This is a genomic window from Ferdinandcohnia jepli, from assembly GCF_047246645.1.
In the GTDB taxonomy this organism is placed as follows: Bacteria; Bacillota; Bacilli; order Bacillales; family Bacillaceae_L; genus Ferdinandcohnia.
In genome coordinates, this window is record NZ_JBFOKR010000013.1 from 28,304 (window position 1) to 42,226 (window position 13,923).

Sequence of the window (13,923 nt, forward strand, 5' to 3'; positions counted from 1 at the left end):
ATGCAAAACTTGAATCAAATTTCTAATTTACTTCGAAGTGCTTTTACATAATTTCTACTAACAGATAATTGCTCATCTCTTCCTTCTATCTCTAACTGATATGCTCCATTAAACCAAGGAGTTAGACGTGTTACATATTTTAAATTTACTAGGAAACTCTTATGAATTCGAAAAAAACCAAACGACTCAAGTCTACTTTCCAGTTCTTTAAGTTGTGTCTTTGTGTTATACTCTCCCATTTTAGTTACGAGTTTTGTCGCTTTATCATCACGAGAAATATACAAAAGGTCCATTGGATCTAAGTAAATAATCTCACCTTCTAAGTCGATTGCCAGCTTCCCTGTTGCTTTTATTGAAACTGCCTCATGATAAACACCACCTAGATGCACCTCTACACGTTTAATCGTTTCTTTCAGTTGATTCTCATCATATGGTTTCAGTAAATAATCAATTGCATTATAACGAAAAGCTTCAACAGCAAATTCTGGATAAGCTGTTGCAAATACGATTGATGGAACTTTTTTTAACTCCATCAATGATTTTGCAACAATCATCCCATTCATTTTAGGCATTTCGACATCTAAAAAGACAAGATCCGGGCTAAGCTGAATTGCTTTCATAATGGCTGATTCCCCTGAATCTGCTTCTCCAACAACCTGGATGGAAGGATAGAAACTTAATAAATGTTTGAGTTCATCTCTACTATATGGTTCATCATCTACAAGTAATGTTCTAATAGCTTCTACCAATTTAAACAACCTCCGCATAAGGGATCATAAATGCAATTTCGGTACCCTTGTTAACTTCACTCTTAATTCTCAACGCAGATTCCTCACCATATAAAATGGTTAATCTTCGGTTCACATTATATAAAGCTACACCACTACCAAGTTCCGACTCAATTGGAGCAACGCAAATTTGTTGGATACGTTGAGTAGTCATCCCATTCCCATTATCTTTTACCTTTACAAAGATGTTGTTTTCCTGTCTGCTTATTGAAATAGTTACCCAAAAATCTCCAACTCTATCCTTCATTCCATGCTTAATGGCATTTTCAACAATCGGTTGTAAAGTAAGAGGTGGAATTTGCTGTTTTAATACATCATTTTCAATCTCGTACGTTATTTTAAGCTTATCTTCAAATCTTGTTTCTTCGATTTCTAGATATGCTTTTACATGCTGTAATTCTTGCTCAAGTGATGCTACATTTTTAGTAGTTCCAGAAAGATTTTGACGTAAAAAATGGGATAACGATACAAGTAGTTTTCGTGCTTTATCTGGATTAACACGCACTAAAGAAAGAATTGTATTGAGAGAGTTAAAGAGAAAATGCGGGCTTATTTGTGCCTGTAACGCTTTTATTTCTGCATCTTTTGCCAGTTGATATGCTTTGTCTGTCTCGGCAATCTCTAGTTGGTTACTTAAAAGTGAACTTAGTCCCGTTATCAATTCCATCACAACAGGGGTAATCTCTTTTTCATGTTTAAAATAAAACTTTAAGGTACCAATTGTTTCTCCACGTTGTTTTAAAGGAGCAATAACAGCAACACTTAGAGGACAATCTTTAACCCTACAATGGATTAAGTCTTTAGAAGCAACTATGATTTCTCCCCTCTTAATCGCATCTAAAGTGATTTGCGTTTGTATTGGAATATTTGCTCGGTGATGGTCATGTCCTACTCCTACATGTGCTAATATATGAGTTGCATTTGTTATCGTAACTGCTTTTGCATCAATTTCATCATAGATGATTTGACACACTGCATTTGCTGTTTCTGAATTTAACCCATTTCTTAAATAGGCAAGCGTCTTATCTGCAATACGAAGAGTTTTCTGTGCTTGCACTGCTCCTACTTTCTCCTCTTCGTTTATCACACTCTTAATGATCAGGAAGAAGAGTGCACATCCAAGACCATTCGCAACAATCATCGGTATACCAATTATATTAACCAAAGCCCACGCCTGGTCGAATGGGCGAGAAAAAATTAAAATAATCAGCATCTGAATTGCTTCAGCTAATGCAGCAATTAAAAAGGTGGAGTTTAGATTCAGGTTTCCCCTTTTATGAAAATATCCTGAAAGGATTCCTGCAATAATAGAGGCAAAGCCACACGAAAAAGCCGTAAAGCCTCCTAACGTATAACGGTGAATTCCTGCTATTAGACCTGCACCAATCCCCACTTTGTAACCGCCCAGCAATCCCGCTAACACAACACCAATCACTCTGGAGTTAGCAATTGCCTCATCCGCTGCAAGGTCATGAGCCCAACGACTAAATTGAAAGCTTTCTGTACTTAGGCTGAGTCCAGTATATGTGCCGATAATACCGAAGAACCCAAAGAAAATGATCGCAATGACTTTCTGATAGCTTTTGAGCTCTTTTTGATAGACCATAACTCTGAAAAATTTAAATCTAGTTAGTATAAAAGCTATTGTTACTAGTATTCCTAACCGCTCTACCATTGTAATTAATAGTTCAAACATATAGATCCCCTTTTAAATAAATCTACTAGCTGAATTTGATTGATTGAATAAAAACTATCTCTATTTCTATTTTAAGGTAAAATCTACGAATTTAGTGTATTTTTTTTAGGTTGTATGTTTACTGCTTGGGTAAATCCTTTTGGTAAAATGAATTCTGCATTTTTGCAAACTAAATAGAACCAACACAATGTTGGTTCTCGGAATTAAAACGTATGTGCCATGTCTTTTGCACGTGCAATCGCATCTTCTTTTATTTGCTCAGCTTTATCCGGCAATGCGTTGTGACCTTCCACGAAGAGCCCTTCGAATGAAGGAACTCCAAAGAATTGCATGATAATATCTAAATATCTATGTCCCATTTCCATTGCTGCAGCAGGACCTTCTGAATAAATCCCACCCCGTGCTTGTATATGTAATGCTTTCTTATCAGTCAATAAACCAACTGGTCCTTGTTCTGTATACTTAAAGGTTTTGCCAGCAACAGCAATGGAATCGATATATGCTTTCATTACCGGAGGAAACGAGAAATTCCAAAGTGGCGTAACAAATACGTATTTATCTGCAGCAATAAACTGCTCGGATAATTCTGAAAGACGACTTACTTTTTCTTTTTCCTCACCTGATAGTTGATCAAATGATTGCCCTGAGCGAAGCTTTCCCCACCCATTAAAAACATCTACATCAATTTGTGGAATGTTCTCCCTATATAAATCGATTGTTACAATTTCATGGTCAGGATGTACTTCTTTATAGGTATCAATAAATGCTTTTCCCACTGCCATACTATAAGACATTGTGTCATCGTGCGGGTGAGCAGTAATATATAATACTTGGGTCATTATGCTCTTCCTCTCTATTCTAATTTTTCTGTATAGGTTTTGAAGAAAAGTTCTAGATTATACTTTAAGGGAAATTATTTTACCAAAATAAAAAAGGCATCTCACAATTGAGACACCCATCCCCATACTATTATTCCTCTTCAGTAATGAAATAAGGATTTCCACTAATGTTAGCTCTCATCTCATCCGTGATTTTGAATTGTTCACTTTGAGACGCAACGCTTGAACCATCAATACTTTGACTTCCATCATAATGTAACGGTTTGTTTTCCATACAATCACCCCTGATTGATAGTTTACACTACTATTGTACTAGTTATTTATCCCTAATGAAAGCGTTTTTAATGATTTTGTGAAATAATTTTTACAAGTGCTTATTTACTATTGACAACTGGAAGTAAGAGTAGAATAGCAAGAGCCATTTCCTGTATTTTTATGGTGAATTAGAAAACTCGGCGATTGCCGAGCCTTTAGACGACAGCAGAGCCGTAGTTGCACTTATGCAGCTAGGAAAGAATTTTATACTTTCCTAGCTGCAAAAAAAGTCGGATACATTTTTTGTATGTATCCAACCCTTGAATTTATGATAAAATAATTACTTTTTTTAGAAGTGGCTCCGCAGGCAGGACTCGAACCTGCGACCGATCGGTTAACAGCCGATAGCTCTACCACTGAGCTACTGCGGAATAACATAAATATAGTGTAACAACATATAAAAGGTTTTATTCATTCTTAGAGACATTTTTTGATTTAGAAAATGAAGAGGCTAACATATTTTATGTCAGCCTCTTCTCTCATAACAAAATTATGATTTTGCTAATCTCTTTCTGGTAAATAGGATGAATCCTATACCAACTAACAGCATAAGTGCACCTATACCGAACAAATTAAATGTATTTGTTGCAGTCTTTGGTAAGACCTTACCATTGTCAGTTTTTGGATTTTCTTTCTCAGGTTTTTCTGGTTTTTCTGTATCTGGTTTTTCAGGCTTTTCTGTTCCTGGTTTTTCAGGGTCATCTTTACCTGGATTTTCAGGGTCTTCTGTACCTGGTTTTTCTGGGTCTGGATTTTGAGTATCTGCTTTTACAAGTGTTAACTCACCAAACACAGATGTATCTTGGTAACCTGTTCCAGTTAGATCGTTCCATGTTGCAGCACTTTGGCGAATACCGTCTTGGCCATCATTAATCTGTACATCAAAGCCAATTTTTGCTTCCATTTCTGGAGTAACGGTTTTAAACGGAATCTTTAATTCCACTGCGTATCCATTGCCCGAAACATGTGTTGCGGATTCAAAGCCTTCTGAAATACTTCCAGGGTTAAATGAAGATTCGTTGTCAAAGTTTACTCGGTACTGTCCATCGTCTTCTTGGTAGAATGACGATTTCGCATTGTTTTCGTCAACAAATACTTCGACTGAATCTTGTTCCCATGGATTTTGGCTTGACTTATCAAGTTGAGAATCACTAACTTGGATTAACACATACAAGTTTTCATCATCCCAAAGAGTCTTAGCTACACCATTTGCCCCTTGCCATGCCGCTTGATAGCGATTAACTTCGAGTTCAGATGCATTAGTCCAAACATCATCTATACTTCCATCAATTACTGGTGTACCAAATGATGCAGTTCCTTGGTTAACTTCTTTTTCTTCAGGATCGTATTCTGCTATGAATTTTTCTGGGTCAATTACAGCATAATATGCTGGTTTTGCTTGTAAGTCCTTATCGAAAAGCAATGGACTTTGTGCAGCTCTCCAGCTGGTTGCATCATCTAGTCCCCAGATAGTAACACGTGCAATATCATCTGCGTGCTCTTTGTAAATTTGGAACAACTGAGCGTATAGATATGCTTGCTCATTAGCTTGTTTTTCAGTAAGCTCATTGTTTGTTCCAGCTGTTACATCAAGTTCAGTAATACTCACTTCATCAACTACAGAGCTAAACTTTTCTAAAGAAAGTCTTACATTTGCTGGGTTTGTGCTTAGATTATAGTGAGATTGCATACCCATTCCGTCAATTAGAAGGTCTCCATTATGGGCTGCTGCATAACGATCATTAATTTCTTTAATCATCTGGTAGATTGCTTCAGCCTTATTTTGATTATCATCATTGTAATCATTGTAATAAAGCTTAACATCTTTACCTTTTAGTGCCTCTTTTGCTGCTAAGAAAGCCTGCTCGATGTAGTCCGTTCCTATTGCCTTTAACCAACCTGATTGGCGTAAAGATGCTTTCCAGTCGGTAGGGTTAGATGGATTATCGTTCATTGCTTCATTTACAACATCCCAAGAGATCACATCGTCACCAAAATGTGTGACTACTGTATTTACATGCTCTTTAAGATTTTTAAGTGCTTCCTCTCGACTTAGAGGATTACCATTCTCATCAGTATGAAGTGATTCATTTGATTGTTGGTGCCAAACAAGTACGTGTCCAACCATCTTTAGGTTTTGCGCTTTTGCTTGTGCAACTAATTCATCTTCAGCAGTAAAATCAAATTCTCCAGCCTCATTATATGCATAGCTTGGTTTCATTGCATTTTCAGCAGTTACCACATTGTGATGCATGTTAAGAAGCTTAAGTCTATTACCATCGAATTCTTTAGCAGAAACTGCGCTACCAATTAAGAAGTCATCTTTATAGACATCTTTTATTGGTGTTAAATCTTGAACTTCAATTGGTCCTGAGCCAGTTTTTTCGAATGTAATATCATCAATATAGAATGAAGCTGTGCTGTTGTTTGTGCTCTCTACGTAAATAGTTAAAAACTCATTACCTACACTGCTATAACGGTACATTCCTTCTAATTTAACCCAACCGTCAGCTGTGCTAATTGTTTTCCCTTGAAGATTATTGTAACTTGCTCCATCACCATCTCCAACCTGTGTTGATAGCTGAAGTTGTGAACTATCTGGAGAAATCAATTTAACCCAAGCCGAAATTTTGTATTCAGCACCTTTGTCAACAAATTGCTCTACACGTAGTGCTGGTCCATGCCATGTATTTGTTCTGTTTTCAACTTTTAGAGCTTTTGTTCCTTCAACTGTATGATTCTCAACTTCAACCACTGTCAAAGTTTCTGTACCCGCTCTACCTTCAAAACCACCTAATTCTCCGTCTTCAAATGTGATTGGTGTGAATTCTTGAGCAGGCGCTCTTGGATCCTCTGGTTCTTCTACATCGCCAGTTACTTTTTCAGTGATAAGGATATCGCCAATATAGAAAGGCACCGTTTTTCCTTCAGGATTAGATTGAACACGTAGTTTTTCATCCTTACTAGTATCAACAGTAAACTCCTTTGTTAATGTGAATGCTTCTCCAGCTACAAAGTTTACATTTGTCAACCAAGTGTAGCTAGATACAGTTGATAAAACAACCTGCCCACCTGAAGGAATTGTAGCATCACCATCAACATAACCTTTCACGGTCACTTTGTAAGTCTTACCATTTTCTAAACCAATGTTAGTGAAATTGAAATCAGCTGCATCGTAGTCATTCGCTCTGTTACTTACATAAATAGCCGCTCCATCATCATTACCAGCGAATACCTTCTCAGTGACAGGAGCTACACTTGCACCACCTGATGGTATTGCTACTCCTACACCACCAGCAAAAGTTTCGTGATAGATCTCTTTATCTACTTCTGGTGCTGTTGTTTTTTCCGTTGTAATAAGGATATCACCTATGTAAAACGGAACTGTTGCCCCTACATCATTAGACTGAATGCGGAGTCCTCTGTCTTTACTAGTATCAACTGTATATTTGCCAGTTAAAGTAAAGGTTTGATTTGCAGCAAAGTCACCTTGTACATATAAGCCATTGTAACTGTCAACATTCTGCAGTAAAACTTGTGCACCTGTAGGTACAGTCACAGAATCAGCAACATAACCTTTGACTGTAATTGTATAAGTTTTGCCGTTTTCCATACCTACATTGTCAAAATTTATATCTACGCCATCCCAGTTGTTTGCTCTGTTACTTACATGAATAGCCTTTCCGTCATCATTACCTTCAAACGGTACTTCAGAAACTGCTTCTATCTTTGCATTCCCTGCTTGTGTCACATTTCCCACACCATCAGCAAACGTTTCGTGATAAACAGTTTCTATTTCTGGCTGCTCTTCAGGTTCAGGTGCTGGTGCTGGTCCACCAATCAATGCTGCAAACTGAGCTACAGTCTGATTTGTAATATAATGACGTCCCATTGCGAAGTTATCACCATTAGGATATCCAACTTTAAATGCGTATTTTATACCATTGTCCTGGTTTACTTGTTTTGAAATTTCATTAAAGCTTCCATATGGATACGCCATTAAAATTGGGTCTTTACCTGAAATACTCTTAATATATTTATTTGCTTCTATAATCTGATCTTCAGCTTGTTCTTGAGTTATGATACTGCTTTTACTGCCATCAGTCCCCCAAATAACTCCGTCGTGTGTTCTTGTGTGATTCTGAATACTCACGGAAGGCTCAGTTGTCAGGCTTTGTAACTGTTCTGTTGACATGCTAAAACCTGCTCCAATCCAGTCACTCACGACAAATAGTACTGAATTCATATTGTATTTCTTTAATATTGGAAGTGCGTTTGTAACAAAATCTGGTGTAGCATCATCAAAAGTTAATAGAATCGGTTTTTCTGGTTTCGCTACCTTTCCTTCCATGACACTTACATATTGTTCTGCCGACAATGTAGTATAGCCATTCTCATCCAAATACTTCATCATCTTCTCAAACTCTTTAATACTTGTATCCGTCCATTCATTTGTAGGTGTTTCAACTATTCGGTGAAAAAGAATTACAGGAATAACATCAGTTGTTGCCGCTTTTGCAACCGGTGTAACCCAACTCGTCGGGATCACTAAAATGGTTACAAGAAGTAATGAAACAAATCTTTTGAACTTCCTACTCATTCGGTACATTCCCCCAAAAATGATATTGGTATAACAAGTAAAGCGCTTACATTTCTATTACAAACAAACCTCCTCTCAATCTATTATTATAGATTGTCAGAAAAGAGCTTTAACTAGATAAACTATAGATTGTACTTTAGAAATTAAATATGCTGTATTTTTAAGGATGAATTGGAATATTTTTTAACTTTTGGAAGGTAATTATGGTTGTAAGATAGGAAGCATAAAAAGTGCCTCCTCCCTTCATATACTAGGAGCAGGCATACAACAATGTTTTAATTTTAGTTTAATTCCTTTTTCACAACAGCTAGGGCTGCAGCAATTACTTGATGCATATCGTAATATTGATACATTCCTAATCGCCCACCAAAAATAACATTTGGCTGTTCCTCGGCTAGTTTTCGATACTGTCTAAATTTCTCACTATTTTTATCGTCATTTACTGGATAGTAAGGTTCGTCACCTTTTTCCCACGTTTTTGGAAACTCCTTTGTTATCATCGTTTTGGGCTGGTTTCCAAACTCAAAATGTTTGTGTTCGATTATGCGTGTATATGGTGTTTCTGAATCTGTATAATTCACAACAGCATTCCCTTGATAGTTTTCTTGATCCAATATTGATGATTCAAATTGTAAACTACGGTATTCCAATTCACCATATCTATAGCCAAAAAATTGATCAATCATTCCAGTGTATACAATTCTTGGGTATGTTTTAATGTATTCTTCCTTATTTAAGAAAAAGTCTTTATTTAACTCAACATCAATCAGTTCACTAGAAAGCATTTTCTCTATGATCTGAGTATAGCCACCAATTGGTATTCCCTGGTAGCGGTCGTTAAAATAATTGTTATCGTATGTAAACCGAACAGGAAGACGTTTAATAATAAACGAAGGCAATTCTGTAGCTTTTCGTCCCCACTGCTTTTCAGTATAGCCTTTGATTAGTTTCTCATATATATCAGTACCGACTAACGATATCGCTTGCTCTTCTAGATTCCTTGGTTGTTCAATATTTGCCGCTATTCTTTGTTCTTCGATTTTGTTTTTCGCCTCTTCTGGTGTGATGACGCCCCATAGCTTATTAAATGTATTCATGTTAAAGGGGAGATTATAAATTTCACCTTTATAATTAGCGACCGGGCTATTCGTATACCGGTTGAATTCAGCAAATTGATTGACGTAATCCCAAATTTCCTTGTTATTTGTATGAAAAATATGTGCTCCATATGTATGAACATTTATGCCTTCAATGTTTTCAGTATAAATATTGCCGCCAATATGATCCCGCTTATCAATGACCTTTACTTTTTTTCCCCGTTTGGCTGCTTCGTAAGCAAAAGTACTACCAAACAATCCTGAACCTACTACTAAATAATCGTACTTCAAACCATTTACCTCCTTTAAAGTACCAACTCTAATGAACTTATCTATTCTCGTCATGAGTAATGTTTTATTTTATCCAATTACCTATAAATTTACTAGAAACTTTCCCACTAAAAAAATAGCTTTCTATGATTTGTTTTTCATAGAAAGCTACATATTTAGATTAATTAAAGCCAACTAACCGCTGTGATATTTTGTATGCACCAACTGAAATACTTCGGCCTGGTCGACCAGGTAAATTCATTAATTGACCCATAATACCATAACGTATTTCATGGTATAAATCTTCATCTTTGTTCTTAATATACTTCCATAGTTCCTTCTTCTTTCGAAGGTTTTCTTGAGTTCCTGAACGTATTAGTAGAATAGCAGATACCACTGTTACAATTTCAAGATGATGAAGCAAATACTGGCGTAGCTTTGGATTGGGTATTTGATCTAGTTTAACAGTATCTACCATCAGCTTATTTACCTTTATTTGTTGGTCAATCCTCTTAATCATGACACTCTCATGAACAGATTGATCTTCCCGGCCAATGTAGTATCTATAAAACTCTACATTGATATAATACATTGTCTTCACATGCTCAAGTGGAACATAAACGAATAGATTATCTACATAAAAGGTATGCTTTGGAAGCTCTAGTTCTGAGTCTTTCAGCAATTGTGTTCTATATATAAGTGAATGCATTAAAAGGTATTGACCCTTACGAAACTGTTTGATGTCGTCCCAAGTAAAGATTTCTCCGATTGGAAGTACATTTTCATACTTCATCACTTTCTTATACTTAGCGCCCTCTTTTTCATATACAAAATTGCTGATAACCATATCAACTACATTCTTTTCTAAAACAAAATCATTTAACTGTTTTAAAATTTTGAGATATGCCCTTGTATCTACCCAGTCATCACTATCTACTACCTTGAGATACAAGCCGGCTGCATGACGGATACCTGCATTTACAGCTTCACCGTGGCCACCATTTTCCTGATGGATTGCTTTGACAATCGTAGGATATCTTTTTGCATATTCATCTGCTATTTCAGCTGTTTTATCAACGGAGCCATCATTTACTATCAGCAGCTCGACACTTTCCCCACCTGGCAAAAGGGATTCTATGCAATATCTCATATAGTCTTCTGAATTATAGCAAGGAATTACTACTGATAATAATTTCATACTCACTCTACCTTTTCTAAGCCTGTTTTTCTGGCTCTTGTTTAAAAATAATTTTAAAGATTGGGAAGAATACCCAGAACGAAATTGCGCTGTTAATAATCATTGTAATAACGTCTGCTGTTGTTTCACCAACAGAACCCATTCCCCATGTATTCATTAATAAATTATAAATAGGAGCTTTATAAAATCCTTGAGCTGCTGCAGCGCCGATTGTAATCACGATATACGCAATTACATACCAAAATGCAGCATTCCATACATTACTGTTCGATTTGAAAGTAATGCTTCTCTGTGCAAAGAAGTTAATAATCTGTGCAATCCCAATTGTAATTTGCACTGCAAGGAAATAGGCAAGCCCGCCTCCACCACCAGATGCAAGTGATCCAGCTGCATAATCAAATACAAAGTAAGGACTACCGTCAAAATTATGGCCAAACTGAAATACTTGGAAACTAGTAGTGACTAATGCTGTCTTCGCAAATATACTTTTAAAGACTGGCATTAAAACTAGTTGCAGCACAGTTATACCGTTACTTAGCATAAAGAATACTAGAAATTGCGCAATATTAGGGTGTTTTTCTTTGTAATTATTCCAGAAACTAGCTGTTCCTGCAACAATTTTATTATTTTTGATATTCAAGTTGCTCATCCTATTTTACATCTCCTTCGTCGCACCTGCTATGGTTTTTTCTACCTTTGCGACTTTTACCAACTTGCTTCTTTCTTTTAACACATGTTTTAAGCCTTTAAAGAATTGGCCATTTACAATCATTAAGACCCCATCTAGCATTGGCATATTAATGATTCCGCCAGTCATTCTGGCAACTCCTCTAAATGGCATATGATAAACGGACATCATGATTAGGTTTGCAGTGCTTCTCTTTCCGATCTTACGTAAAAACCAATGTGCAAAAGTGATGGCATGGAATGCAAAGCGAGCAAATCCTCCCTTAGCGTATTGACATTGTGCAATTGTATCGTTGTATCCAAGTGGTTTTGTTTTATCCCATTTTGCAACAGGCACCTTATGTCCGAGTAGTTTTTCGAATTCCTCTACACTGACATTGTTCGCCTTTCCTGAATAATAGCTTGGTAGAGCCGCCTTTTCATATGGAAGTGGAGCTCCTGTACCTTCAACATAAAGAGGCTCTACTAGACGAATATCGGCACTTGATGAACCAATCATAATCTCATAATTCGCTGATTCGATTTCCCATTTATTTGTTTTCACATTAAAATAACGGAACGTTTTATCATCGAAATGAATTGTAACTGTTTTTGACTCACCTGCAGGAATAAACACTTTAGTAAATCCTTTTAGCTCCTTCTTTGGTCTAAAGATTTCCTTTGATTTACTTCCAACATATAGCTGCGCTACTTCCATACCATCAATATTTCCGGTATTTGTAATAGTGAATGTTACTCCATCCTTTGCAACCTGAATATCCGAATACTCGAAGGTGGTATAACTTAAACCATATCCAAATGGGAACAGTACATTTACATTTGCTGTATCATAGTAACGGTAACCAATATAAATTCCCTCTCTGTATTCCACACTAACTTCTTTACCAGGGAAGTTATGAGAGGAAGGTGTATCCTCATAACGAAGTGGATATGTTTCTGCAAGCTTACCTGACGGATTCACATCACCTGACAAAACGCTAAGAATTGCGCGTGCTCCAGCCTGTCCAGCTAGATATCCATGTACTAAACCTTTCACCTTGTTAATCCAAGGCATTTCTACTGCTGCCCCGCATGAAAGAACCGCAACAATATTTGAGTTTACGTTATACAAAGCATGTAATAACTCAATTTGGTTTTCCGGTATCTTCATATTGTCTCGATCTAATCCCTCAGCTTCAGTCGCTTCATCCAAACCAATATATAAAAGAACAACATCTGCATCTTTTGCAAGAGCACATGCACGATCTATTTTTTTCTGACTTCTTTTCCCATATCGTTCAAAACCAGGTTCAAATCCAATGCTTGTAATCCCAGACTTTTCAAGAGATTCTAAGGTATGTTCAAGGATTGTTGGATTTACAATAGATGAACCTGCACCCTGATAACGTGCGCTTAGTGCAAAGTCTCCTATTATAGCAACCTTTTTTTCCTTTTTCAAAGGCAAGATATTACCTTCGTTTTTCAATAGTACAATGGATTCTTCCGCAGCATTTTGAGCAACTTCATGATGTTCTTCTCTATTAAAATCCTTTTGAGGACTTTCATAAACTTCCTCAGTTGTGAAAATTAAATCAAGTAAACGGTCAACACATTCATCTAGTACATCTTCTTTCAATCTTCCACTCTTTATTGCTTGGATAATTTCTTCGTTTGTTTCTCCTGCAGTTGTCGGCATCTCTAACTCATTGCCAGCGATTAATCCCGCAACACGATCATTGCTTCCGCCCCAATCCGTCACAACCACACCATTATACTTCCATTCATCGCGTAAAATGTCTCGCATTAAATGTGTATTTTCGTTCGTATAGGCGCCATTCAGCATATTATAAGCTGACATAACTGTCTTTGTTTTTCCTTCTTTAATGGCAATTTCAAAAGCAGTCAAATAAATTTCTCTTAGCGTTCGTTCATCAACAACAGTATCGATTGACATACGTCGCTCTTCTTGATTGTTTACCGCAAAATGCTTAACGCATGCAGATATACCATGAGATTGTATACCTCTAATCATACCGGCAGCCATTTTACCAGCAAGAAATGGATCTTCACTGAAATATTCAAAGTTTCTTCCAGCCAAGGGGTTTCTTTTCATATTGATCCCAGGTCCAAGTAGGACGTTAACTTTTTGAGCAACAGCTTCTACTCCTAGATAATCACCAATTTTTTCTCCGAGTTCTTCATTCCAGCTATTTGCTACTGTTGCAGCAGTTGGAAAACAGGTTGCAGGGATACTTGCATTTAGGCCAAGGTGGTCCGCAGCTTCTGCTTGTTTTCTTATTCCATGAGGTCCATCGGCAAGAAACATACTATTGATTCCAAGGCGTTCAATGTCCATGGTCTGCCAGAAATCTTTTCCTGACATTAAGGATGCTTTTTCTTCCAATGTCATCTTTTTAATCAAGTCTTTGTACTTCATGTTCGATTCCTCTTTTT

General features: G+C 36.8%; 9 protein-coding genes and 1 tRNA gene. All 10 read right to left on the reverse strand.

Going from position 1 to position 13,923, the window contains the following annotated elements:
• Nucleotides 1-14: 14 nt before the first annotated feature.
• Nucleotides 15-749, reverse strand: coding sequence for a LytR/AlgR family response regulator transcription factor (locus tag AB3M96_RS14660; protein WP_412968376.1), 735 nt, complete (start codon nucleotides 747-749; stop codon nucleotides 15-17).
• Between the two features lies 1 nt (nucleotide 750).
• Nucleotides 751-2,484 carry a LytS/YhcK type 5TM receptor domain-containing protein gene (locus tag AB3M96_RS14665; protein ID WP_412968377.1) on the reverse strand — a complete coding sequence of 578 codons (1,734 nt, stop codon included), beginning with the start codon at nucleotides 2,482-2,484 and terminating at the stop codon, nucleotides 751-753.
• Between the two features lie 203 nt (nucleotides 2,485-2,687).
• Nucleotides 2,688-3,323: an FMN-dependent NADH-azoreductase gene (locus tag AB3M96_RS14670; RefSeq protein ID WP_412968378.1), complete on the reverse strand. Its 636-nt coding sequence runs from the start codon at nucleotides 3,321-3,323 to the stop codon at nucleotides 2,688-2,690.
• Between the two features lie 130 nt (nucleotides 3,324-3,453).
• Entirely contained in the window at nucleotides 3,454-3,597 is a 144-nt protein-coding gene (locus AB3M96_RS14675) for a hypothetical protein (RefSeq protein WP_412968379.1), read from the reverse strand.
• A gap of 337 nt (nucleotides 3,598-3,934) precedes the next feature.
• Nucleotides 3,935-4,009 (reverse strand) — tRNA-Asn (locus tag AB3M96_RS14680).
• Nucleotides 4,010-4,128: 119 nt separating this feature from the next.
• Nucleotides 4,129-8,238 (reverse strand): endo-1,4-beta-xylanase, encoded by a 4,110-nt coding sequence (locus AB3M96_RS14685; protein ID WP_412968380.1) that lies wholly within the window; start codon nucleotides 8,236-8,238, stop codon nucleotides 4,129-4,131.
• Nucleotides 8,239-8,519: 281 nt separating this feature from the next.
• Nucleotides 8,520-9,680 carry a UDP-galactopyranose mutase gene (gene glf / locus AB3M96_RS14690; protein ID WP_412968381.1) on the reverse strand — a complete coding sequence of 387 codons (1,161 nt, stop codon included), beginning with the start codon at nucleotides 9,678-9,680 and terminating at the stop codon, nucleotides 8,520-8,522.
• Nucleotides 9,681-9,786: 106 nt separating this feature from the next.
• Entirely contained in the window at nucleotides 9,787-10,803 is a 1,017-nt protein-coding gene (locus AB3M96_RS14695) for a glycosyltransferase family 2 protein (RefSeq protein WP_412968382.1), read from the reverse strand.
• A gap of 16 nt (nucleotides 10,804-10,819) precedes the next feature.
• The gene (locus tag AB3M96_RS14700) at nucleotides 10,820-11,452 is read right to left on the reverse strand and encodes a hypothetical protein (protein ID WP_412968383.1); all 633 of its coding nucleotides are present in this window, start codon (nucleotides 11,450-11,452) and stop codon (nucleotides 10,820-10,822) included.
• 6 nt (nucleotides 11,453-11,458) lie between these two features.
• On the reverse strand, nucleotides 11,459-13,906 hold the full coding sequence (locus AB3M96_RS14705) for a beta-glucosidase (RefSeq protein ID WP_412968384.1): 2,448 nt from the start codon (nucleotides 13,904-13,906) through the stop codon (nucleotides 11,459-11,461).
• Nucleotides 13,907-13,923 lie beyond the last annotated feature (17 nt).